We start from the raw sequence: 25,529 nt of genomic DNA, 5'->3' as shown, positions 1-25,529 counted from the left end.
ATATAACATTTTATTTTGATTCAGATAATTATTTTTTTAGTTTTGTCTAAAAATAATTTAATATTATATGAAAATATATTTTATGCTACTCTTGTTTTCTGTTTGTGCTTTTTCTCAAACATCAATAACAGGAAAAATAACTACAAAAAACGAAATTTTACCTTTTGCTACTGTATATTTAATGGAATTAAGCAAAGGAATCACAGCAAAAGATAATGGTCAATATTTACTAGAAAATATTCCGAACGGAAAATATACTTTGCAGTTTTCTTATACAGGATTTAGAACTATCAAAAAAATAATCACCGTTTTTAATCAAAAGGAAATAATTTTAAATTGTACGTTAGATGAGATTTACACTTTAGATGAAGTTGTATTAACAGGAACCTTAAAGGCTGTATCAAGATTAGAGTCTCCGGTTCCTGTAGAAGTTTATACGGCTGTTTTTTTGAAGAAAAATCCAACGTCAAACATTTTTGAAGCTTTACAAAATGTAAATGGTGTTCGTCCTCAATTAAATTGCAACATTTGCAACACTGGAGACATTCATATTAATGGTTTGGAAGGGCCGTATACTATGGTTACTATAGACGGAATGCCAATTGTAAGTGGTCTTTCTACTGTTTATGGTTTATCTGGAATTCCAAATTCATTAATTGATAGAATTGAAATTGTAAAGGACCAGCTTCTTCTTTATATGGGAGTGAAGCTGTTGGGGGCTTGATAAATATTATTACTAAAAGCCCTGAAATTGCTCCGTTATTTTATGCGGATGTGTTTAGTACTTCTTGGTTAGAAAACAATATCGATATTGGAGCAAAATATAAAATTGGTAAAAATGTAAATTATCTGTTAGGGATTAACTATTTTAATTATAATAACCCTATTGATAGTAATAATGACAACTTTACTGATGTTACACTTCAGGATAGAGTTTCTGTCTTTAATAAGTTTACTATTAAAAGAAAAAATGAAAAAGAGTTAACCTTTGCTGGTCGTTTCTTTTATGAAGATAGATGGGGTGGAGAATTACAGTGGAATAAAGGCTTTAGAGGTGGTGATCAAGTATATGGCGAAAGTATTTATACTAAAAGATATGAAGTATTAGGTAAATATCAATTGCCCGTTTTAGAAAACATGTTTGCTTCTTTTTCTTATACAAATCATGATCAAAATTCTGTTTATGGAGATATTCTTTTCTTAGCTCAACAAGAAATTGCTTATGGTCAATTAACTTGGGATAAAAAAATTAATAATCACGATATACTTCTTGGTGCCGCTTTTCGTTATCAATATTATAATGACAATACAACAGCTACGATACGATCTGAAAAAAGTAAAATTAGCAGTCTATTTATTCAAAATGAGATAAAATTAGCTGAAAAACACAGTGTTTTGTTAGGTTCTCGTTTTGATTATAATTCAGTTCATGGTTCAATATTTACTCCAAGAATTGCCTATAAATGGAAACCTTCTAAAAATGATGTTTTTAGAATAAATGCAGGAACAGGTTTTAGAGTTGTAAATTTATTTACCGAAGAACATGCTGCGTTAACAGGTTCTAGAGATGTTATTATTACAGAAAATTTGAATCCTGAGACTTCTTATAATATTAATTTTAATTATTTAAAGAAGTATAAATTTGAAAATGGAATTCATTCTGTTATAGAATTTTCAAGTTGGTACACCCATTTTAAAAATCAAATTTTACCTGATTATGATACAAATCCAAATCAAATAATTTATTCTAATTTAAATGGATATTCTAAAACTTATGGAATAACAGGAAACTTAGAATTAATTTTTCCTTTTGGTTTAAAAACTATAATGGGTTTAACGGTTTTAGAATCTAAAAACAAAAGAAACAGAATAATTTCAACTCCAATATTGACAGAAAAAATTAGTGCTACTTGGGGAATTTCTTATGATGTTGCTAAATGGTATTTATCTATAGATTATACAGGAAATTTATATGGCCCAATGCGTTTGCCTTTATTAGGAAGTTTAGATCCCAGAAGTGAATATTCACCTGTTTGGAGCATACAAAACATTCAATTTACGTATAAAAAAATAAAGCAAATTGAAATATATGGTGGTCTTAAAAACTTATTAGATTGGACGCCCAATAAAAATAATCCTTTTTTAATTGCAAGAGCTAATGATCCTTTTGACAAAGATGTTATTTTTGATAGTAATGGAAACGCAACATCTACACCAAATAATATGTATGCATTAACATTTGACCCTAGCTATGTTTATGGACCAAATCAAGGAATTAGAATGTTTTTAGGTTTAAGGTATCGTATAAATTAGAATTAAATATGCTAATAAAATTCTATATCTTTGAAAAATGCAACACTACAATTACATTTTTACAGGAACTGGATTAGCTGCTTTAATGACGGTTTATGAAATGATTTTGTCTCATAAAATAGAAGACAAAACCATTCTTCTTATAGATAGTGATGCCAAAAAAACAAATGATAGAACGTGGTGTTTTTGGGATGAGACATCTCTTTTTGAAGAAATTACTTCTAAAAAATGGAAAAATACTCTTTTTGCCAATCAAAATTTCAAAAAGAACCTAAATATTGATCCTTATCAGTACAAAATGATTCATGGTGTGGATTTATATGAGTTCATTTTTAATGAAATTTCTAAGCATCAAAACATCTATTTTTTACAAAAAAAAGTTATTGATTTTTCTGAATTTGAAAATCAATGTTTGGTTAAAACGGAGCACAATAGTTATACTTGTAATAAGGTTTTTAATTCTATTTATAATCCCAGTATAGGTACTTTACAAAAAAAATATCCTTTATTACAACAACATTTTATAGGTTGGTTTATAAAAAGCAAGGAATCTGTTTTTGATGAAAATGCAGCTACTTTTATGGATTTTTCTGTAAAACAAGATGGAAATACACGTTTTATGTATGTTTTGCCAACTTCTAAAAATGAAGCACTTCTTGAATATACATTATTTTCAAAAGATTTACTTTCAAAATCAGCATACGAAAACGAAATTGAATCATACATAAAAAAATTAGGCATTACTGAATACGAAATAATAGAAAAAGAACAAGGAAATATTCCCATGACATGCTATCCTTTTTGGAAACATAATTCAAAAAATATTATACATATTGGTTCTGCAGGTGGTTGGACAAAAGCAAGTACAGGTTTTACTTTTAAAAATGTGACTAAAAAATCAAAGCAATTGGTTGCATTTTTAGAAATCGATTCTGATTTTACTAAATTTCATAAGAAAAATAAATTTTGGTTTTATGATTTGCTTTTTATTGATGTTTTATACAAAAATAACGCTATAGGTTCAAAGGTATTTTCTGGTTTATTTGAAAAAGGAAAATCGGGATTAATTTTAAAGTTTTTAGATGAAGAAACCTCTTTGTTTGAAGATATAAAAGTGATTTTAAAATGTCCAAAAATTCCATTTATGAAAGCCTTTTTTGGAAGAGTGTTTTAAATCGATGCATTTTATGAGCTATAACAAATCTTTATGATTAGAAGCGACCAGACTACAAAAAATCTTTGTAACTTTGCATAACGTTAAATTTTAACAAAATAATTATGTATCCAGAAGAAATGATTAAACCCATGCGTAACGAATTAAATGACGCAGGTTTTCAAGATTTATATAGTACTGAAGAGGTTAAAAATGCCATACAATCAGAAGGCACAACATTAGTGGTTGTAAATTCGGTTTGTGGTTGCGCTGCACGTAATGCACGTCCTGGTGTTAAAATGAGCCTAGATGGGGACAAAAAACCATCTAAATTAGTTACTGTTTTTGCAGGTGTTGATAAAGATGCGGTAGATGCAGCTAGAGCACAAATGTTCCCTTTTCCTCCATCTTCGCCAAGCATGGCTTTATTTAAAAACGGTGAATTAGTTCACATGCTTGAACGCCATCATATTGAAGGCCGACCAGCTGAGTTAATTGCAGAAAACTTAAAAGAAGCTTACAACGAACATTGTTAATTTTTTAACAATAAAATAAATAGTCCCTTTTTAATTTTTTGAAAAGGGTTTTTTATATTTACATTCCATTTAACTTAAAAAGCATGAAATATTTAATTCGAATTTTACTTTGTTTTCTTTTACTTCAAAGCTTTGAATGTGATAAAGAAAATGAGAATGAATTGTCTACTGCTGAATTGTTAGCTTTTAAAAAACAAGAGATTCTTGATTATATTCAAAGTTTTTCATGCACAAGCGCTTCTTCATGTAATTACATTGCTTTTGGTGCAAAACCGTGTGGAGGGCCAAGAGCCTTTTTAGCCTATCCAAATACTGTTAATCAAACTACCTTAGAAGCATTAGTTCTAGAACATTATGAGATGGATAATGCATATAACATTCAAATAGGCGCCAGTTCAGATTGTCAAGTAGTTTCCCCACCAAATAATGTAGAATGTGTAAATGGTGTTTGTACTGTACTTGATTAAAATAATTTAATAAAATGGAATGCTAAAGTTAGTCTCATATCCGTTTTCTATAGTTTTTTCAGCAGTATTTATAATGCTGCTGCTGATTTTTCATCCCATTCAATGGATTTGTTATACTATTTTTGGGTATAATGGCCATCGAATAAGTGTTTATGTATTAAATTATTTTTTAGTGAGAAGTACCCATGTATTAGGAACTACATATTCTTTTAAAGGAAGAGAAAAATTGCCAAAAAATGCTCCCTTAATATTTATTGCTAATCATCAAAGTCTCTATGATATTCCCCAGATGATTTGGTTTTTGAGAGATTGGCATCCAAAATTTATCAGTAAAATAGAATTAGGAAAAGGGATTCCTAGTGTGTCATATAATTTAAGAAAAGGGGGTTCAGCGCTTATTGACAGAAAAGATCCTAAACAAGCTTTAAATGAAATAAAAAAATGTGGGCAATTTGTAAATGAGAACAAACATTCCGCCGTCATATTTCCTGAAGGCACTCGAAGTAAAACAGGTAAACCGAAACCTTTTTCCATAAATGGTTTAAAAATGTTATATAAATTTGCCCCTGATGCCTACTTTGTGCCAATTACCATTAATAATTCATGGAAAATTACTAAATTTGGTAAATTCCCATTTGGTCTGGGTGTTAAAATTTATTTTCAAATTCATGATCCCCTAAAAATTTCCGATTATTCTTTTGAAAAATTGTTTGAAAAAACAGAAAAAACAATAGTTAAGGCTATTAAAATATAAATTATGTCAATACAAAATGTAAGGTTAGAAGTAATGCAATTTTTAGAATTAAAAATTGACAGCTTTGTAGATGAATATTTAATTCCCGTAGAAAAAATATGGCAACCAACAGATTTACTCCCTAATTCTCAAAGCGAAAATTTCTTTGAAGAAGTTCGAGAATTAAGAGAAATTGCTAAAGAATTGCCTTATGATTTTTGGGTAACTCTTGTAGGCGATACAATCACCGAAGAAGCATTACCTACCTATGAATCTTGGTTAATGGACATAGAAGGAGTATCGCAAAAACCAGATAACGGATGGTCTAAGTGGTTGCGTCAATGGACTGGAGAAGAAAACAGACATGGAGACACATTAAACAAGTATTTATACCTTTCAGGAAGAGTAAACATGAGGGAAGTTGAAATTACTACTCAACATTTAATTAAAGACGGATTTGATCCAGGTACTGGTAGAGATCCTTATAAAAACTTTGTGTTTACAAGTTTTCAAGAATTGGCAACTTATGTTTCTCATAATCGTGTGGCACAAATGGCAAAAAAATATGGCGACAATAAATTGTCAAAAATGTGTCGATTAATTGCAGGTGACGAGATGCGTCATCATCATGCATACAGCCATTTTGTTAAAAGTATTTTTGAAATTGATCCAAGTGAAATGATGTTGTCTTTTCAATACATGATGAAAAACAAAATCAATATGCCGGCGCAATTAATACGTGAATCAGGAGGGAAAATAGGGTCTGTTTTTGAAGAGTTTTCAAATGCTGCACAAAGAATTGGTGTTTATACCGCAATGGATTATGTAGAAATAATGCAGAAATTAATTACCAATTGGGAAATTGATAAAATTGCTAATCTAACTGATGAAGCGGAAAAAGCTAGAGATTATTTAATGAAATTGCCCGCTCGAATGATTAAAGTTTCTGAACGTTTAATTATTCCACAAGAAGAATATGTTTTTAAATGGGTGCAACCAGCATTAATAAAATAAAGTAGCATACTAAAAATTTCGAATTTTAACGAATTTGGAATTTTTAAATTCATAATAATGGCCATAATCAATAAAACAATTCTATTTGTAAAAGAGCAACTTCAAGATGCTGAAGCTGGGCACGATTGGTTTCATGTTGAACGGGTTTATAAAAATGCTTTACTCATTGCAGAAAAAGAAATTTGTAATTTAGAAATTGTAAAACTTGGTGCTCTATTGCACGATATTGCAGATAGTAAATTTCATAATGGTGATGAAACTGTTGGCCCAAAAAAAGCGCGCCTATTTCTTGAAAAAGAAAATATAACCGAACAAGTCATTGCTGAAGTTTTAAATATTATTGAAAATATTTCATTCAAAGGCGGAAATTTTGAAAAGAAATTTTCATCCATAGAGTTAGCTATTATTCAAGATGCCGACAGATTAGATGCTATAGGAGCTATTGGCATAGCGCGAACTTTTAACTATGGTGGATTTAAAAACAGAGCTATTTATAGTCCAGGTATTGCTCCAAAGCTCAACATGGATAAAGAAGAATACAAAAAAAGTAATACCCCAACAATAAATCATTTCTATGAAAAATTATTGCTTTTAAAAGACAAAATGAATACCGAAACAGGAAAAAAACTAGCCCAAAAAAGGCATGTTTTTATGGAACACTTTTTAGATCAATTTTTTGCTGAATGGAATGGTGAGGCTTAATGTTTTAAAGTTAAAAAAAACTGCATGAAAAAATTAATTTTTTTAGCCCTTTTATGTTTTCAGTTCTCAAATGCTCAAGCATATTTACCATTACTAGATCAAACCAATCAATGGCACTTTACCAGCTGTAATTTTGGGTGCCTAACCGATGTTTATTATACCGATGGAGATACAATAGTAAATGGATTAAATCATAAAATATTAGATGGTTATCATTACATCTCTAGAAGTTTTTTATTGCGCGAAAACACGAGTGCCAAAAAAGTATATTTAACTAAAGTAAATGCCAACTCAAACCCTGAATATTTATTGTATGATTTTTCACTTAACGAAGGTGACACATTTAACATTATAAATCCCTTAAGCCCATTTCCTCAAAATGGTGGCCCTTTTATTTTAGATTCTATACGCATGAAACCTTTATTAAACAATATTGATTTTAAACATTTTTATTTTTCTCCAACTAGCACTAATACAATTAGCACAACAAATGTAGTATGGATTGAAGGTGTTGGAGGCAAATCATTAATTAATGCTCCAGGTGGAAATGCAGCTATTAATGAAGCAGGGCATCTGAGTTGTTTCTTTAAAAATTCTGTTTTAGTATATTCGCAATTAGACTCAATTTCTGAATGTAGTTACCAAACTTTAGAAAACAATAATTTTGTTTTTTCTACATCTCAAGTCATTAGATCCGAACAAAAAAATCGTTTTTACATTACCAATTCTAACAAAATTGAAAAAATTGAAATTTATAATATAAAAGGGCAAAGATTAAATTTATTATCATTTAATAAGAATTTATTAATTGAACTATCTTTAGAAAACACCTCAAGTGGCCTTTATTTTATTTTAGCTTTTGATGATTTAAATCGGTATAAAAGATTTAAAATAATTGTGGAATAATTTATATAAACACAAAAAAAGACACTAAAAATAATGTCTTTTTTGTGTGTGTTTAGTTATCCTAAGAAAACGGCCTTACGTTTTTCTAAAAAAGCAGTAGTGCCTTCTTTAAAATCTGCAGTACCAAAACAGGAGCCAAAATTTACAATTTCAGTTTCATAACCATTAACACCATCTTCATAATTAGCATTTATAGCTTCTATGGCTTTGGCTATTGCTACAGAAGAATTTCTTGCAATTTTAAATGCGATATTTTTTGTAAATTCTAACAGTTGATCTTGAGGAACTACATGATTCACTAGGCCATAATTTTTTGCTGTTTCAGCATCTATCATAACCGCAGACATAATCATTTCCATAGCTCTTCCCTTTCCAATTAATTGTGGTAAGCGCTGGGTGCCTCCGTATCCAGGAATAACTCCTAAAGTGACTTCGGGCAAACCCATTTTTGCGTTTTCTGAAGCTACTCTAAAATGACATGCCATGGCCAACTCTAGGCCACCACCAAGAGCAAATCCATTAACGGCAGCAATTACTGGAGTTGACAAGTTTTGAATAAAATCAAATAAAATTTCTTGGCCGTTAGCCGCCAACATCCCCCCTTTTTCAACAGAAAAATCGGCAAATTCTGAAATATCTGCTCCTGCAACAAATGCTTTTTCACCGCTACCGGTTACAACAATTACTTGTACTGATTTATCTTCACTCAATGTTTTAAAAGCATCATGAAGCTCTTGAATAGTTGCTTTGTTTAATGCGTTTAATTTTTCGGGCCTGTTGATCGTTAGCAGTGTAATGCTATCTTGTTTTTCGATTAAAAGGTTTTTCATTTTGATTTTAATTTAATTTTGTTGTTTAAAACGTTTGGATCTAAGATTAAAATTTAATTTTTTATGGGGAATGAAACAAAAAAACTTGTTTCTTTATTTTCTTCACTTTCAAAAGTAATTGTCCCTTTGTAATTTTCAATTATGTTTTTTATAATGGCTAAACCTAGACCCATTCCACTAGATTTTGTAGTAAATTTAGGTTCAAAAATACGTTTTTTATTTTCTAGAGATATTCCTTTCCCGTTATCTTTTACAGTAATAAAAACGTTGTTTTCTTTTTTATAAACAGCCACTTTTATTTGCTTATTCACTTGGTCTTTTGGTATAGATTGTATGGCATTTTTAACCAAATTTGTAATAACACGTATCAACTGTGTTCTATCTAGGCGTGCAATAATTTCATTTTCTTCACTCGAGAATTGAATAAAGTCTTCGTTAAATATTTCCAAAGCCAATCGTACAATTTTTACCACATTTAAGGTTTCATTTTGTTGAGCTGGCATGGTTGCAAAGTTAGAAAAAGCATTGGCAACCGAACTCATAGTATCTATTTGTTGAATTAATGTTTTTGAATAATCGTCTAATTTTTTTCTAACTTCTGGGTCATTTTCATTAAATCTCATTTGAAAACTTTGAACTGTCAAACGCATGGGTGTCAACGGGTTTTTAATTTCATGAGCAACTTGTTTCGCCATTTCGCGCCAGGCTTGTTCACGTTCTCCTTGAGCTAGTTTTGTGGCGCTTTCTTCTAGTTTATCAACCATGTTGTTGTAAGCATGGACCAATAGGTTTATTTCGTGACTACCGTCTTCTAAAACAATTTTTTGGTTTTGCTGGTTTAGCTCTGTTTCCTGAATTTTATCGCTAATGATTTTTAATGATTTTGTAATGTAACTGGATAAAAAATAAGACAAAATGATGGCGATAATAAACATCAAGACATATACTTGTCCAAATCTAATTAAGAAATTTTTAAGTTCATTGTCGTAAAAAGTTGTGTCTTCTTCATAAGGCAAATTTAAAATAGCTAACGGTTTAAATTTGTTGTCTTTAATATAACTATATGAATATCGTAGCTTTAAACTATCTATTGATACAATTTCTACATATCTTTTTTCTAAAGTTGATTCTAATATTTTTAAAGTAGATGTATTTATTTCTGCTGCTTTTTGGTCTTGTTTAAACCTTGCTTTTGATGACAATAATAAATGTCCGTTTAAATCGTAAAAATTTAATTGCATGCTATGAACATCAGAAATCTCATAAATTTTTTCTTTAAAAATTAATGAAATATTAGAGGTTATTAATGGATATGTAGTGTTTTGAAGCACATAATTAATATGTTCTACAATTGCATTTTCTTTTCGTTCCAAACGCTCTTGATGATATTCTTTAGCTTCTTTTCTAAATTGGTAAATAGAAACTGCTGCAATTAAAACAGACGCAATTAAAGTTAAGAATATCATAGAAAGAAATATTCTTAAGCGAAGTGATAGCTGTTTTATGTTGAATAGTTTATTCATATTTAGTTTATCCCATATAGCCTAAAATTTAAGGAAAGTACAGGGTTTAAAATTACTCCTTACAGGGGTGGTTATGCCGCTTGTGGCAGTTGCGTAAATTTTTAACAAAAGTTTGCAAGTATAAAAATTACTTATAGAATTTTATTCGAAAATTACGAACAAAGACCAAGCCAAGTAATTGCCACAAACGGATATTGGTAATCAGGTTTTTTTTATGCTTTCTATTTTAAGTAACCCTTTATAAATTCCTTCAAACCAAATTTTTCCGTGATCGTTTATTTTCAATTGTTCATATTGCCAATTTATTTTTTCTGATTTATTTTTTTTCAACCATTTATTGATCTTTTTTAAAGATGTGTTAAATTTTTCTTCGTATGAATCTCCAAAGCCACTAAAGATAAAAAAATCCTTTGCTTTTTTGTTTAAACTGTTGTTATAAATTTTAATTCTTTCAATCATTTGTTCATCATCATAACTGAAATTTGGACTTAATAATATATTTGAGTCAAAAAAATCATTTTCTAAAGTGTTAAAATACATTAGAAAAGTTCCACCTAAAGAATGTCCAATTCCAATTCTTTCATTTTTTACTCTAAAGTTTTCTAATAAATAAGGTTCTACTTCGTTTTTAATATGATTAATTAAACCATCAGCACCACCAATTGGTGGTTCGTATTCTTTTAAAGTTTCAATATTATTGTTTTTTGGCAAAAATTCAAACCACCTATCTTCTGTTACAATTCCTACAATAATCATAGGTTCAATATAATTCATAGAAAGTAATTCAACATTACCTTTTACATAGTTAAAGATCCTTTGATTTTGTGCATCAAATAAGTAAATTATTTTAAATCTTTTTGCTGTTTCTTTAAAATATTCGTCGGGAAAGTATATTTGTAATTCTCTTTCTTTTTCAAATATTTCAGATTTAATAAATATTGTTTTAGTTTCTGCGTAATATTTGTTTTCATCAATTTCTTGTGAAAACACAAAATTTGAAATTAAAATAAATATAACTAGTGTTCTCATTTTTTTGCGGTTTTTGGGTAAACTTGTTGCCAACTTATGAGTTTGTTATTTTTTTTCTCTTATCCTTTTATATAATCTAAATCCTACCATAATTAAAATTGAAAAAACAAAAATTCCAATTACACCAAAAATCCAATTAATTGCATCTTTTAAAATAATTAAAAATACAACTGCAAACAAAATAATTGTTGCTCCTTCGTTCCAAATTCTAAAAAAATTAGACGAATACTTTACTTTATTTTTTTGTAATTGTTTGAATATTTGATGACATTTAGCTTGATACAAATACAACAACAAAACAAATGCTAATTTTACTTGAAAATAAGAAACATACAATAAACCTTGATTTTTATAAAGCATCCAAAACGCAAATAAACTAGCTAAAACAGAGCTTGGCCATGTAATTATATACCAAAGTCTATACTGCATTAATTGATATTGCTTAATTAAAATATCTTGATCGGGTTGTGGCTTTTGTTTGGCTTCGGCATGATAAACAAACAAACGAACGATATAAAAAAGCCCAGCAAACCATGTGATTACAAAAATTAAATGCAATGCTTTTATGTAGTTATATTCCATCTTGTACGTATGTTAATTTGCGATTCATCTCGCGTTTTAAAAAATAACCCGTTACTATAGTTGATAAAACATCGGCAATAGGAAAAGAAATCCATACTCCAAAAATACCATAAAATTTTGGTAAAATTAAAACCAACGGTATTAAAAAAAAGCCTTGTTTGGTTAACGTTAATAACAAAGCAGGCAATGCTTTGCCGGCTGCTTGAAAATAAGCCGCTCCAATTAACTGAATGGCAATAATAGGAGACGCCGCAAAAACCAATCGCAGGGCATTTGGCGTTTGATTAATAATATCTGCATCATTAGAAAATACACCGACAATAGGTTCAGCAAAAATTAAAATAACTATAAAAATTAGTGTGGCTAAAAGGCCTGCCCATTTTATGGAAGTAGAAATAGTTTCACTAACTCGAACATAATTTTTAGCGCCATAATTATAGCCTGCAATGGGTAAAAATCCTTGTGTAACTCCTAAAATAGGAAATAATGCAAACATCAACATGCGGCTTACAATTCCATAAACTGCTACTGCATGTTCTCCTCCATGATTAAATAGAGTGTGGTTTAATATAATAGATAAAATAGCCACAACTCCTTGACGTGAAAAGGTTACAAATCCTAAAGAAGATATTTCTGAAACAATTTTAAGATCTAAAAAGTAATGTTTCAATTGCAAACGCAATTCGCTTTTATATATAAAAAACCATAAAATAAATGAAAAACACATAAAATAAGAAATGGCTGTTGCCATAGCCGCTCCAAACATTCCCCACTGAAAAAATTTGATAAAAATAACGTCTAAAATAATATTACAAAACGCCGGAATTATCATAGCAATCATAGCAAATTTCGGTTTCCCTTCTGCTCTAATAACCGTGTTACCCATCATGCAAAGAGCTAAAAAAGGAACTCCAAACAAAACAGGCATAAAAAACTCTTTAGCTGGTTTCATAATTGCGCCATTTGCGCCAAAAAGCAACAAAATCTCTTCTGATAAAAAATAGCCTATAAGAACAAAAAGAATAGCCAAACTTATGGTTAATAAGTTTTGATTACCAAATGTTTTTAAGGCTTTATCTTTGTCGTTAGCCCCTAATGCTCGCGATATAATAGAGCTACCACCAATACCGATTGCCATTCCTAATGAAGAAATTAGAAAGGTTATGGGCAAAACTACAGAAACTGCAGCAATGGCTAATGAACCTATCCATTGCCCTACAAAAATGGTGTCAACTAATATATTTACAGACATAAATAAAATGCCTATCGAAGCAGGAACCGATTGTTTAATCAGTAATTTTTTTATGCTTAATGTTCCTAATTCTGCTGAGGATAGAGCCATTATACGGTTTGATCTTCGTTTTGAAAAGCCCATTGATCAACCCAACGGCTTAATGTTTTTGACCATTCATCGCCATCGTTTAAACAAGGAACAGCAAAGAACTCTTCACCACCATTTGCTTTAAACTCATGATTTGCTTCCATCGCAATTTCTTCTAACGTTTCTAAACAATCTGAAACGAAAGCGGGGGTAACAACTGCTAGCTTTTTTATTCCTTTTTTTGGCATTTTGTTTATTTCAACATCCGTATAAGGCGTTAACCATTTATCGCCAGCTAAACGCGATTGAAAGGTTTGACTGTATTTTCCTTCTTCAATTCCTAAAAATTCAACCACTTGTTTTGTGGTTTCATAACATTGATGACGGTAGCAAAATTCATGTGCTGGTGAAGGTGTGTTGCAACAACTTCCGTCTATTTTACAATGGCTTTTTGTTACATCTGATTTGCGAATGTGACGTTCTGGAATTCCGTGATACGAAAACAATAAATGATCATATTCAAAACTTTCTAAATGTTTTTTGATCGAGTTTGATAAATCTCTAATGTAATCTTTTTGGTTATAAAAAGCAGGGATTATGGTAAAACTCATGTGCGGAAATTTTTCTTTACGCAATTTTTCTGCCAATACTAAAATGGTTTCTGTAGAGGCCATAGCATATTGAGGATATAATGGGAATAATAAAACCTCCGTAATGCCTTTGTCATTTAATTCTTGCAAAGCACTCTCAATACTTGGATTACCATATCGCATACCTAATGCTACAGGAACGCTAACCTGCTGTTGAATTTTAGCTTGTAGCCTTTTTGACAATACAATAAGTGGTGAGCCTTCATCCCACCAGATTTTTTTGTAAGCTGCCGCTGATTTTTTTGGTCTTGTTTGTAAAATAATTCCTCTTACTAATAAAGCACGTAATAAAAACGGAACGTCTATTACGTATTCATCCATTAGAAATTGATTTAAATACGGCTTTACGTCTTTAGCAGTAGGGCTTTCGGGTGAACCTAAATTTACTAATAATACTCCTTTTTTCATTTTAAAAAAATTGTTTTTATAATTAGTAAAGATACTTTATTTGTTACATGAAAGTCAAATGTTTTTGTGATTTAATATCCAACAGCTGCGTCATCTCCTCGATGATCAGCACCGCCTTGAAGTGATTTGTCTTCCATGATTTTTATGGCATCTACTTTTCCTAAAACTACTGCCTTTTTTTCTTGAGTAATATATCCAAGTTTTTTAATGATTTGAATGATTTTTTTTGAAAATAAGTTGGGTTCAAAAACAATTTCATCAGGCAACCATTGGTGATGAAATCTAGGTGCATCAACAGCTTGTTGCATACTCATATTATATTCTGAAACGTTTAAAATGGTTTGCAAAATAGATGTTATAATTGTTGAACCACCCGGAGAACCTAAAACCATAAAAAGTTGGTTGTTTTTTTCAACTATTGTTGGTGTCATGGAACTTAACATTCTTTTGTTAGGAGCTATGGCATTTGCTTTTCCGCCAATTAATCCATAAGAATTTGGCACACCTGGTTTAACAGAAAAATCGTCCATTTCGTTATTTAAAAAAAACCCTAATTCATCACAATACAATTTTGAACCAAAACCCCCGTTTAATGTTGTAGTAACAGAAACAGCATTTCCAAAAGCATCTACAATAGAATAATGAGTGGTTTCTGTACTTTCGTTATTTGATATTGTCCCGTTTGAAATTTGAGTAGAAGGTGTTGCTTTAACAAATGAAAAATTGTTCATTCTGTTTTTTAGATATGCTTTATCTAATAATTGTGATTGAGAAACAGAAACAAAATCGGGATCTCCGATGTAGTGATTTCTATCGGCATAAGCTCTTCGTTCTGCTTCGGTAATAATTTGAATGTATTTTTCTGAATTATGAGGATATTGGCCTACTTGAAAGGGCTCTATCATTTGTAGAATTTGACCCAAAGTAATTCCTCCGCTAGAAGGTGGTGCCATTGAATGAATTTTTAAATTTTTATATTCAAAAGTAACGGGTTTTCTCCAAACGGGTTGATAATTTTGTAAATCTTCAAGTGTCATTATTCCGTTATGGTCAGAAATATATTGTATTAGTTTTATGGCTGTTTCGCCTTTATAAAATTCGTTTTTCCCGTTTTTAGAAATTCTAGTTAAAGTTTCTGCTAACTGAAGGTATTTAATGGTATCGTTTTCTTTATAAGTTTGAGATAATAAGGAATTATTTCCATTTGCAAAAATTAATTCTTCTTGATGTTTTTTCAATTGTTCTTCTTGCTTTTTGGTAATAACAATTCCTTTTTTTGCTAGTTCTATAACAGGCTTTAGAATTTGGTTCATGGGCAAAGACCCATATTTTTCATGTACAGCAAAAATTCCGGCAATAGTTCCTGGAACACCGATTGCACTTGCAGAATGAGTGCTTTTGTTTTTAATTACTGTTCCTTTTTCATCTAAAAACATATCTTTATATGATGCTTTTGGTGCTTTTTCTCTAAAATCTAACGTACCTACTTCCCCGTTATTTTTTCTGTAAACCATAAAGCCCCCACCTCCTAAATTTCCTGCATAAGGATAGGCAACTGCCAAAGCCATTTCTGTAGCAATCATAGCATCAAATGCATTACCTCCATTTTTTAAAATTTCTACCCCTATTTTACTTGCTTCTTCTCTAGCAGAAACCACCATGCCGTTTTTTATGACTGGTTGTTTTGTTGTTTTTTGAACGGAAGAACAACTTGATAAAAAAAGAAAAAAGACGATGCTTGCATTTAAAACTATTTTTCTCATTTTGATTTAGAATTTGAAAGTTTTGTAAAACTATAAAATCCATTCCTTTGATTAGGAATGGATTTTATTTAAAATAAAAAATTGTTATTTAAGATTAAAAGTCATTCTTGCGAATAAGAATCGACCAGCAATACCAAATTGCTGTGCTCTTCTAGACCACTCAAATCGGCCATCGCTTAAGTTATTTTGGGTGCCATTCGCAGATGGGTCTAAATCCGCTTCACTTGCTTTGTCAGGATAAATGTCCAATAAATTATTAGCCCCAATAGTAAGGTTTAAGTTTTTATTGACATTGTAAGAAACTGATAAATCAGTAACAATTTTACTTGAAAATTCTTGTTGTAAATAAATATTATTAACTGCTTCCTTAACTGGTCCGAAATAAACATTCCGTAAAAAAAGATCAAATTTATTAAATGCAAAAGTGTTCGATAAATTAGCTTTTGTTCTCGGTACTGCTTCTTCTAAATAAACACGAGCACTTTCATCAAAGAAGGTAGATTCTTGACCTGATGCACTTAACCCCGGTGTAGAATTAATATCGCCTATTTTTTTTGTTTGAGATAAGGTTAAAGCTAAATCTGTTTTAAGTGTTGCTTTGCCAAATTTACTGTTATGTGTAATTACTACATCTAAACCTTTAGATTCTGTATCAATTGCATTTGCAAAAAATGCCGCACTTGATGCTCCAGCTTGATTAAATAAATTCTGCAAAGTTATGTCTCCATTTGCTTTAAAAGAACCGGTATAAACAACTCTGTCTTTTATACCTACAATATATCCATCTAAAGTAAATTTTAGATTAGCATCAGTAACATTTGCTGTAATTCCTAAACTTAAACTTTTTGAGATTTCTTGCTTTAATTCTGGTATCCCTAATAATTTCGCAACTTTACTATCGTTGGAAAAAGTACCAACCTCTTGTGGATTTCCTGCATTATTAAATACTGTAGAAGTAGAATTATAATACAATTGATGTAATGAAGGAGCTCTAAAGCCAGAGTTTGCAGAACCTCTCAGGTTTATAACATCCGTAAGCTTATATCGTGTAGAAAATTTAAAGTTTGTTGTAGAGCCAAAATCAGAATAATTTTCAAATCGTGTAGCAAAAGTTAAAAGGAGTTTTTCTGAGACATCTAATTCAAAATCAACATAAGCAGCAACACTACTTCTGTATTTTGATATTTCATTTTCTGGTCTAAATCCAGGAAAAACTTGTGCTCCTCCTGGTCTAGTTGCTCCAAAAAAATCTTTTATTGGAGTTTGAGTAGATGAAGTGATAACATTCCCAGACTGATCATATTGAGCATAAGAACCAAGCTCACCTGCATAAATTTCATATAATTCTGTTCTATGCTCGAGGCCAAAAGCAATATTTAATCCATTTAATGTTTCTTTATAGAATTTACTAAAATCTAAATTAGTTGTGTTTTGAGCAAAAGAATAGCCCCCGGCATCAAATCTGTTTGATGAAGCAGCTTCCATCGAAGTATTTTGTGTATTAGAAATTTCATATAAAAATTGGTTTCTACCAAAAGCATTTGAAAAATCAACATTCCAATCGCCTATTTTGCCTTTTATACCAACTGCCATAGATTTGTCAGTAATTTTAGAATTAATTTCTGGTAAAAAACCATTAATATATTGTGGTGTAAAAGTTCTACTTTGGTTTGGTAGTCTATAAAAACCAGCTGAATTACCATTTCTAGAGCTTAACCCTGAAAAAGCATATAGCTCTGTTCCATTATCGTCTATAGGTAGCGACATGTTTACAAATAGCCTACCACCTCTTAAACTAGATTGACCAATTCTCATATTAAAATCAGTTCTACTCATGCCTCTAACATTTAATTCCTCTTCCGTAGAATCAGCACTTAATAAGGCTCTTAAAGCACTTAAGTCGGAGGCTCCAGCTGCTGCTGCTATGTCGTTTTTTAGCCCTTGACTAAAATAAGGGACGTTCTGTGCATAAGTGCTTAAAGCGGCATAGTCTTCATATAAAGTGTTTAAATTAAATGATCCATTTTGAGAAGCTTGGTATTCTATTGCGTTTAATCTATTAAATATAGATCCTCTCCACTCTTTCATTCTATTATATTCTTTTCTAACATCAAAATCTCCTGAAAAATTTATATAACCCCCTTTTTCAGCTATTTTTAAGCCATAACTGGCACTAATGTTTGTTGTCTCTCCATCTACACCTCCTGTTTGGCTGTTTGCATTTTTAGAAAAATTTGCTCCAGATGTAGCTGCAATTGTTAATGTATTTGTGTTGTTTTTTAAAACAATATTAATAACTCCCGCAATAGCATCTGATCCATATTGTGCAGCTGCTCCATCTCTTAGAACTTCTATTCTTTTTATAGAAGATGCAGGAATAGAGTTTAAATCCGTTCCAACGCTTCCTCTTCCAAAAGTTCCGTTAATATTGATTAGCGAAGTGTTATGTCGTCTTTTACCGTTAACTAAAACCAGAACTTGGTCTGGGCCTAATCCTCTTAAAGAGGCTGGGTCAATGTGGTCGGTACCATCTGATATTGTTTGTGTATTAGAAGTAAATGAAGGAGCTACATAATTAAGCATCTGATTAAGATTTACTTGAGGAACGCTTTTTGAAAGAACTCCCAAATCTAAAATATCAACAGCAACTGGAGTGTCAATTTGAGCTCTGCTAGGATTTCTTGAACCTACGATTAAAATTTCATTTAACTCAAACGAAGATTCTTTGAGTATAATATTGATTTTATTGTACCCTTCGTAGGAAACGTTTATAGAAGAAAAGCCTAAAGAACTTATTTGTAAAATCCCTTTTGGAGGCGCACTAATACTAAAATTACCATCAAAATCCGTTACTGCTCCTTTTTTTGTGTCTTTTAAAATCACATTTACGCCAGGAATTGGTACGCCTTCTATATCCAAAATATTTCCTTTTAGCTCCTTTTGTGCGAAGGCTGAAACTAGTCCCAAAAACAAAGATAAGCACACTGTTGAAAAAACTTTTTTTCTCATAACAATTTGAAATTTTAAATTAAAATCATAATGTAAAAATAACTAATCTAAATTAGATATTGTAACATTAATAAAACAATTTGATTAAAAAATTAAACAATATTTGTTATAATTATGTGTTTTTTGATTAAAAAAGATGATGACGTGTGCTTTAAACATTCAAGTTTAAATTCATTAAATATTTTTTTGGTGTTGTGCCAAACTTCTTTTTAAAAGCTGCAATAAAATGACTCGATGTGCTGTAGCCAATTTTTAAGCCTACCTCGTTAACATTATATGAGCCGCTATCTAATAAATGGCGTGAATATTCCATTTTATAATCAAATAAAAAACTATAAACACTGTCGCCATATATTTGTTTAAACCCAACTTTTAATTTTTTTATATTTAAACCAACTTGATCCGCTAATTCTTGTAAGCCTGGCGGTTCTGACATATTCGCAATTACTATTTCTTTAGCCTTTTTAATTTTTAATACGTTTTCTTCGTCAATTAAAAACGGACAATGTTCAGCATTTGGGTCTTCGTTACGGTTAAAATATAAACTCAATAATTCATATCCTTTTCCTTTAAAATAAAGATTTTTTATAGACGAATTTTGGTTATAATGAAAAATTTGATTCAAAACGATAGCCATTGCAGGACTTATATCTTCTTCCCCATAATATTTTTTATCTAAATTTTCTTCGCTTAAAAAGGGAATGTATTCTGCTTCATTAGAAAATAAAGTATGAAATTTTTTTATTGAAATTAGTGCAGAAATAATCCATGATTTTGGAAGAATTTCTAAATGAAGAGGAAGTTCTTTTTGTGGATTGTATAATAAAAGTGATTTTTCTTCATGCAAATCTAAGGCATAACTGCCGTTGTTAAATATGAATTTTCCTTTCCCTTTAACATTAAAATGAAATTGTATTAAGCCCGTTTTAACCTGTTTTTCAAAACGTTGCGTTTCATTTGTGTCGTTTTGAAAACGCAACAAAATAAAATCAGGCTCTATCTTTATTTCTTCTGCAGTACTCATAGCGGTGTTTTTTTACTTTTCTTTATTTTATTTATTTAGAATTGTTCTAAACTAAATGTTCGAAAAACATTGTATACAGTACAAATTTAATGGTTTTTTGGTTATTAAAAACTATTTTATTAAAAAAACTGCAATCGACACAAAAAGAACTTTGAGCGTTACTTTTATAAAATTCATAAAAGTACATTTGCATTACTTTATTAGTTGAAGTAGATTTTATGGATACATTTACAATTAGAAAGCATCTCTCGTTTTATGCCGTAGGTTTAAGCTACAAAAAAGCAGACGCAGAAATGCGTGGAAAGTTTAGTTTAGACCAAAACGCTATCTTAAATTTATTGCTACAGGCAAAAGAAGAAGGCATAGAAAGTTTACTTGTTTCCTCAACTTGTAACCGAACAGAAATTTATGGTTTTGCAGAACACCCCTTTCAGTTAATTAAATTACTTTGTGAAAACAGTAATGGAACTGTAGAAGATTTTCAAAAAGTGGCTTATGTATATAAAAACAAAGATTCTTTAAATCATATTTTTCGAGTAGGAACAGGCTTGGACAGTCAAATTTTAGGTGATTTCGAAATCATATCTCAAATCAAACAAAGTTTTAATGTTAGTAAAAAAGTTGGCTTAGCCAATTCCTATATTGAACGTTTAGTAAATGCAGTTATTCAGGCCAGTAAAAAGGTAAAAAATGAAACTCGTTTAAGTACAGGTGCCACCTCGGTTTCTTTTGCTGCAGTTCAATATATAATGAATACCGTTCCTGATATTGGAAACAAAAATATATTACTTTTTGGAACAGGCAAAATTGGCAGAAACACATGCGAAAACCTTGTTAAACACACAAAAAATGAACATATAGTTTTAATCAATAGAACAAAAGAAACTGCCGAAAAAGTTGCTGGTAAGTTTAATTTAATTGTTAAAGACTATGCTGATTTACAATTAGAAATACAAAAAGCAGATGTTTTAGTTGTTGCAACTGGTGCACAAAATCCTACTGTTGATGCCGAAATTTTAAAATTAAAAAAACCACTGTTAATTTTAGATTTATCAATTCCTAAAAATGTAAACGAAAACGTAAAAAACATAGAAAATGTTACCTTAGTACATTTAGATCATTTGTCGCAAGTAACAGACGCTACTATTGAAAAAAGGAAAGAACATATTCCGGCTGCAGAAGTTATAATAGAAGAAGTGTTAACTGAGTTTTTAAATTGGTCCAAAACACGTAAGTTTGCTCCTACGATACATTCTCTTAAAGAAAAGCTTTCTGTTATAAAACAAACAGAGTTAAATTATCAGAGAAAAAAACTAGAAAATTTTAATGAAGAACAAGCTGAAATTATCAGCTCCAGAATTATTCAAAAAATTACCAATCATTTTGCAAACCATCTTAAAAGTGAAGAGACTGTTGTTGATGAAAGTATAGAATGGATCAATAAAATTTTTCAAATAGACGTTATCGAAAAATAAAAAATGGTAAATAAAGTAATTAAAATAGGAACCCGTGATAGCGAATTAGCCCTTTGGCAAGCTAATACGGTTCAAAACCACCTACACCAATTAGGTTACACAACCGAAATTATTGCCGTTAAATCTACTGGAGACCTTATTCTTGACAAACCACTATATGAATTAGGTATTACGGGTATTTTTACAAAAACTCTTGATGTTGCAATGCTTAAAGGTGAAGTAGACATTGCTGTTCATTCTATGAAAGATGTACCTACTCGTTTACCACTTGGTATTATTCAAGCTGCCGTTTTAGAAAGAGCTAATACATTGGATATTTTAGTTCATAAAGGGAATCTTGATTTTTTAGATTCGGATGGAATCATCGCTTCTGGAAGTTTGAGAAGAAAAGCACAATGGTTAAATAAATACCCCAATCATGTTGTTGAAGATTTACGTGGAAATGTAAATACACGAATGCAAAAATTAAAAGAAAACGATTGGAACGGAGCTATTTTTGCAGCAGCTGGGCTGGAGAGAATAAATATAAAACCAGATACTTATATAAATCTAGATTGGATGATTCCGGCTCCTGCACAAGGAGCAATGGTAGTTGTTGCCATGGAAAAAGACATTTATTCTATAGGAGCTTTAGCTAAATTGAACCACAAAGAGTCCGAAATTTGCACTCATATTGAAAGACAATTTCTAAGTGTTTTAGAAGGAGGGTGTACGGCGCCAATAGGAGCATTGGCAATAAAAAACAACCATCAAATTGATTTTCAAGGTGTTTTGTTTTCTTTAGACGGAAAAGAAAAGTTTACTATTAAAAAAAGTTGTAATTTTGATTCTTATTTAAACTTTGGTCAAAAATGTGCCCAAGAAGTTTTAATTAACGGAGGTAAAACTTTAATGGAAAAACTTCGCTTACAATTAAAAGTGAAATAATCAGCCCCTAAAAATGGAAAAAGAATCTTTGCTCAATTACTTATACCGCTTTTTTGACATTATTGTTTTGCTGTTTATAGTATTTGATTTTGGGTATGATTTTAAAGAAAACTACAATACGCCCCACGTTTTAGCATTAATTATTTTATCTTTTTTTTTATTGATGTTTAATTTTTTTAAAATCTTTAAATTTAAGTTCAAAAGTAATAGAAAGGTAGCTATAGTAAATATCATAATTTTAAGTGTGTTTTTACTTATTTCGCTTATTGTAGCACTTACTCATTTAGACTTTAGTTGCAGCTATATTTTACAAAAAATAAAACCAATATTAGAAGGGGGTTTAGTTTTTTATTTTTTGATTCGATTGTTAGTTTTGGTTCGCCATATTTATGATATTTACTTTAATCCTGCTATTGTTTTTGTAGGAAGTTTTATTATTTTAGGTTTAACTGGGGCTTTTTTATTAATGCTTCCAAGTGCTACAGTTAAAGGAATCAGTTTTACAAATGCCATATTCACAGCCATTAGTGCTGTTTGTGTAACAGGTCTTACGGTTGTTGATACAGCAAAAGATTTTACCATTATTGGACAGTCTATTATACTGGTATTGATTCAATTGGGCGGTATAGGAATTTTAACTTTTACCTCCTTTTTTGCATTCTTTTTTAGAGGAAGCTCCTCTTTTAAAGAAGGGCTAAATACAAAAGATTTTATTGCTACAGAAGGGTTAAAAGATGTTTTTAGAGCTGCCTTAAATGTGGTAATTTTTACCCTTTCTGTTGAATTTATAGGAGCTATTTTTATTTATTTTACTGTATTGGATAATCAATCCATTGACAATGCCTTTTTCTTTTCTGTCTTTCATTCGATTTCTGCTTTTTGTAATGCTGGTTTTTCTATATTCTCAAAAGGCTTGTTTGACGATAGCATTAAATTTAATTATTTTTTTCAATGGATTATCATGACGCTAATTGTTTTTGGAGGGTTTGGGCATAATATAATTTTTAACTTTTATCAATTTATAAAAACCTATGTTTTAGAGTTTTTTGACAAAAAAAGAATTCACAAAAAAATTCAAATCATTACCGTTAATACCCGATTAGTAATTTATACCACAATATTATTATTATTTGTTGGCTTTGTGTTTTTATTCATCTCCGAATACAATAACACCCTTTTACTTCATGAAAGTTTTTTTGGCAAAGTAACAAATGCCGCTTTTAACTCTGTTACACCAAGAACAGCCGGTTTTAACACTGTTGATTATACAAAAATGACTGTTCCTTCCTTGTTATTTATTGTGTTTTTAATGTGGGTTGGAGCCTCTCCTGCGTCAACGGGTGGTGGTATAAAAACAAGTACATTTGCTTTAGCAACCCTAAATATTTTTGCTGTAGCAACCGGTAAAAATCGCATACAAATTTTTGGCAGACGAATTTCAAGTAATTCAACATCTCGAGCTTTTGCTATTTTATGTATTTCATTAATTGTCATTGGAATTGCCATTATGGGGTTGTTAATATTTGAGCCAAAAGACACTCCATTATTAACGATTATTTTTGAGTGTTTTTCTGCATATAGTACCGTTGGATTAAGCTTAAACTTTACATCCACGTTAACAGAACCAAGTAAATATGTGCTTATTGCAACCATGTTTATAGGCCGTATAGGAATGCTCAATTTAATGGTAGGGTTACTTCGCCAATTGAATCACCAATTTTATGAGTACCCGAAAGAAAATATATTGATAAATTAAAACAAAAAAATATGAAAATAATTGTTTTTGGATTAGGTAATTTCGGTATGTCTTTAGCATTGTCGCTAACAGAAACAGGTAATGAAGTTATAGGAATAGACAAACAAATGGACAAAATAAATCTTGTGAAAGATAAGATTTCACATGTTATTTGTATGGATTCTACAAACGAATTAGCCTATGACGCCGTTCCTTTAAAAGATGCTGATAAAGTTGTAGTTGCGATCGGCGAAAACGAAGGTGCAGCAATCATTACTACTGCTATTATAAAAAAACTGTCTGATGTAAAAATTATTTCTCGGGCATTATCTCCTATTCACGATACGGTTTTAGAAGCGATGGGAATTTACAGTATTATTCATCCTGAACAAGATTCTGCAGACCGATTAACCAAACAAATTAATTTTAAAACTACTTTAGAAAACTATCAATTAGATAATAATTTTACAATTTCTGAAGTAAAATCAAAACCCGAATTTGATGGTAAAACCTTGTCCCAATTAAATGATATTGATAAATACCAGTTATCTTTAGTTACCATTATTAGAAAACGTGAAAAATGTAATTTAATTGGCAAAAAAACCATAATTAAAGAAACTATTGGCCGCCCTACTCCAGAAACTGTTCTTGAAAAAGACGATATATTAGTGGTATATGGCAACAATAAAGACATCTCTTTTTATTGTGAAGATCAAGAAGAGGTAGAAGTAGTAAAATTTTAAAATTTGAAAACTATTCTATCTACAAAAAAACTAAGTGATCCTTTAAAACAAAAGGTCTCTAATGCCGGATTAAGATTGATAGAGTATAATTTTATAAAAACTAAAAAAACTAAATTTAAACTAAAAAAATTAAATGAATATGTAGTTTTTACAAGTAAAAATGCCATTAAAAGCATTTTAAAAAGCAGTTTAACTGGCTCTATAAAAGAAAGAAAAGTGTTTTGTGTAGGTCAAAAAACAAAACAATTTCTTATAAAAAATAATTTTATTGTAGCACAAAGTGCTAATTACGGGGCAGATTTAGCTTCAATAATACAAAAAAAATACAAAAAAAACTAGTTTACCTTCTTCTCGGGAAATATTAGAAATGATGCATTACCGAATATTTTAAACGATCATAAAATTGATTATAACGAAGTTGTTGTTTATAAAACAACTTTAACTTCAAAAAAAATAACGGAAAACAAGGATGCCATTTTGTTTTTTAGCCCATCAGCTGTAGAAAGTTATTTATTGAATAACCTTTTGGATAATCAAATGTGTTTTTGCATAGGTACAACTACTGCAAAAGCATTAGAACACAAAACAAAAAACATACTAATTGCATCACACCCAACCGTTGAAAATGTAATTGAACAAGCACTCGAATATTATAAAAATGTACGCTAACAGTTAATTGCTGAAAG

The 25,529-nt window shown here is 30.3% G+C and carries 22 protein-coding genes and 1 pseudogene; 14 read left to right on the top strand and 9 right to left on the bottom strand.

Features of this window, described 5'->3' with window-relative positions; all coding sequences use genetic code 11:
* The first annotated feature begins 67 nt into the window (after positions 1–67).
* From AABM47_RS03530 to AABM47_RS03490, 9 genes are all read left to right on the top strand, one after another.
* Positions 68–724, top strand: a complete 657-nt coding sequence (locus AABM47_RS03530) for a TonB-dependent receptor (RefSeq protein WP_338409545.1) — start codon at positions 68–70, stop codon at positions 722–724.
* Positions 721–2,313 carry a TonB-dependent receptor gene (locus AABM47_RS03525; RefSeq protein WP_338409544.1) on the top strand — a complete coding sequence of 531 codons (1,593 nt, stop codon included), beginning with the start codon at positions 721–723 and terminating at the stop codon, positions 2,311–2,313. The genes AABM47_RS03530 and AABM47_RS03525 overlap by 4 nt, the downstream gene beginning before the upstream one ends.
* Before the next feature lie 37 nt (positions 2,314–2,350).
* Complete coding sequence (locus tag AABM47_RS03520) at positions 2,351–3,487, top strand: lycopene cyclase family protein (protein ID WP_338409543.1); 1,137 nt, start codon at positions 2,351–2,353, stop codon at positions 3,485–3,487.
* Positions 3,488–3,591: 104 nt separating this feature from the next.
* A complete protein-coding gene (locus AABM47_RS03515; protein WP_338409542.1) occupies positions 3,592–4,002 on the top strand; it encodes a BrxA/BrxB family bacilliredoxin in 411 nt (136 codons plus the stop codon).
* Positions 4,003–4,085: 83 nt separating this feature from the next.
* Entirely contained in the window at positions 4,086–4,469 is a 384-nt protein-coding gene (locus AABM47_RS03510; protein WP_338409541.1) for a hypothetical protein, read from the top strand.
* 19 nt (positions 4,470–4,488) lie between these two features.
* On the top strand, positions 4,489–5,223 hold the full coding sequence (locus tag AABM47_RS03505) for a lysophospholipid acyltransferase family protein (RefSeq protein ID WP_338409540.1): 735 nt from the start codon (positions 4,489–4,491) through the stop codon (positions 5,221–5,223).
* A 3-nt stretch (positions 5,224–5,226) separates the two neighbouring features.
* Complete coding sequence (locus AABM47_RS03500) at positions 5,227–6,216, top strand: acyl-ACP desaturase (RefSeq protein WP_338409539.1); 990 nt, start codon at positions 5,227–5,229, stop codon at positions 6,214–6,216.
* Between the two features lie 57 nt (positions 6,217–6,273).
* On the top strand, positions 6,274–6,918 hold the full coding sequence (locus AABM47_RS03495; RefSeq protein ID WP_338409538.1) for an HD domain-containing protein: 645 nt from the start codon (positions 6,274–6,276) through the stop codon (positions 6,916–6,918).
* Between the two features lie 24 nt (positions 6,919–6,942).
* The gene (locus AABM47_RS03490; RefSeq protein ID WP_338409537.1) at positions 6,943–7,824 is read left to right on the top strand and encodes a T9SS type A sorting domain-containing protein; all 882 of its coding nucleotides are present in this window, start codon (positions 6,943–6,945) and stop codon (positions 7,822–7,824) included.
* A 56-nt stretch (positions 7,825–7,880) separates the two neighbouring features.
* Here AABM47_RS03490 and AABM47_RS03485 read toward each other — a convergent pair whose 3' ends face one another.
* From AABM47_RS03485 to AABM47_RS03445, 9 genes are all read right to left on the bottom strand, one after another.
* Positions 7,881–8,660, bottom strand: coding sequence for an enoyl-CoA hydratase-related protein (locus tag AABM47_RS03485; protein WP_338409555.1), 780 nt, complete (start codon positions 8,658–8,660; stop codon positions 7,881–7,883).
* Between the two features lie 47 nt (positions 8,661–8,707).
* Positions 8,708–10,177 carry an ATP-binding protein gene (locus AABM47_RS03480; RefSeq protein WP_338409536.1) on the bottom strand — a complete coding sequence of 490 codons (1,470 nt, stop codon included), beginning with the start codon at positions 10,175–10,177 and terminating at the stop codon, positions 8,708–8,710.
* Positions 10,178–10,378: 201 nt separating this feature from the next.
* A complete protein-coding gene (locus AABM47_RS03475) occupies positions 10,379–11,206 on the bottom strand; it encodes an alpha/beta hydrolase-fold protein (RefSeq protein ID WP_338409535.1) in 828 nt (275 codons plus the stop codon).
* 45 nt (positions 11,207–11,251) lie between these two features.
* A complete protein-coding gene (locus AABM47_RS03470) occupies positions 11,252–11,788 on the bottom strand; it encodes a CopD family protein (protein ID WP_338409534.1) in 537 nt (178 codons plus the stop codon).
* Positions 11,778–13,130 (bottom strand): MATE family efflux transporter, encoded by a 1,353-nt coding sequence (locus tag AABM47_RS03465; RefSeq protein WP_338409533.1) that lies wholly within the window; start codon positions 13,128–13,130, stop codon positions 11,778–11,780. The genes AABM47_RS03470 and AABM47_RS03465 overlap by 11 nt, the downstream gene beginning before the upstream one ends.
* Entirely contained in the window at positions 13,130–14,167 is a 1,038-nt protein-coding gene (gene hemH / locus AABM47_RS03460) for a ferrochelatase (RefSeq protein ID WP_338409532.1), read from the bottom strand. The genes AABM47_RS03465 and hemH overlap by 1 nt, the downstream gene beginning before the upstream one ends.
* A gap of 71 nt (positions 14,168–14,238) precedes the next feature.
* Positions 14,239–15,930 (bottom strand): gamma-glutamyltransferase, encoded by a 1,692-nt coding sequence (gene ggt, locus AABM47_RS03455; protein WP_338409531.1) that lies wholly within the window; start codon positions 15,928–15,930, stop codon positions 14,239–14,241.
* A gap of 84 nt (positions 15,931–16,014) precedes the next feature.
* Positions 16,015–18,939 carry a TonB-dependent receptor gene (locus AABM47_RS03450; RefSeq protein ID WP_338409530.1) on the bottom strand — a complete coding sequence of 975 codons (2,925 nt, stop codon included), beginning with the start codon at positions 18,937–18,939 and terminating at the stop codon, positions 16,015–16,017.
* A gap of 151 nt (positions 18,940–19,090) precedes the next feature.
* Positions 19,091–19,963 (bottom strand): AraC family transcriptional regulator, encoded by an 873-nt coding sequence (locus AABM47_RS03445; RefSeq protein ID WP_338409529.1) that lies wholly within the window; start codon positions 19,961–19,963, stop codon positions 19,091–19,093.
* 218 nt (positions 19,964–20,181) lie between these two features.
* Here AABM47_RS03445 and hemA point away from each other — a divergent pair, with 218 nt between their 5' ends.
* The 5 genes and pseudogenes from hemA (at position 20,182) to AABM47_RS03420 (ending at position 25,512) form a co-directional block, all read left to right on the top strand.
* On the top strand, positions 20,182–21,438 hold the full coding sequence (hemA, locus tag AABM47_RS03440) for a glutamyl-tRNA reductase (protein WP_338409528.1): 1,257 nt from the start codon (positions 20,182–20,184) through the stop codon (positions 21,436–21,438).
* Positions 21,439–21,441: 3 nt separating this feature from the next.
* The gene (hemC, locus tag AABM47_RS03435) at positions 21,442–22,365 is read left to right on the top strand and encodes a hydroxymethylbilane synthase (RefSeq protein ID WP_338409527.1); all 924 of its coding nucleotides are present in this window, start codon (positions 21,442–21,444) and stop codon (positions 22,363–22,365) included.
* A 13-nt stretch (positions 22,366–22,378) separates the two neighbouring features.
* Positions 22,379–24,121: a potassium transporter TrkG gene (locus AABM47_RS03430; protein WP_338409526.1), complete on the top strand. Its 1,743-nt coding sequence runs from the start codon at positions 22,379–22,381 to the stop codon at positions 24,119–24,121.
* Between the two features lie 11 nt (positions 24,122–24,132).
* Entirely contained in the window at positions 24,133–24,843 is a 711-nt protein-coding gene (locus tag AABM47_RS03425; protein ID WP_338409525.1) for a TrkA family potassium uptake protein, read from the top strand.
* Between the two features lie 3 nt (positions 24,844–24,846).
* Positions 24,847–25,512 (top strand): annotated as a pseudogene (locus AABM47_RS03420) (uroporphyrinogen-III synthase).
* Positions 25,513–25,529: the final 17 nt, after the last annotated feature.

It is taken from the genome of uncultured Flavobacterium sp., assembly GCF_963925415.1.
In the GTDB taxonomy this organism is placed as follows: domain Bacteria; phylum Bacteroidota; class Bacteroidia; order Flavobacteriales; family Flavobacteriaceae; genus Flavobacterium.
Note: the sequence above shows the minus strand (reverse complement) of the source record. Positions and strands in the feature narration are given on the sequence as shown.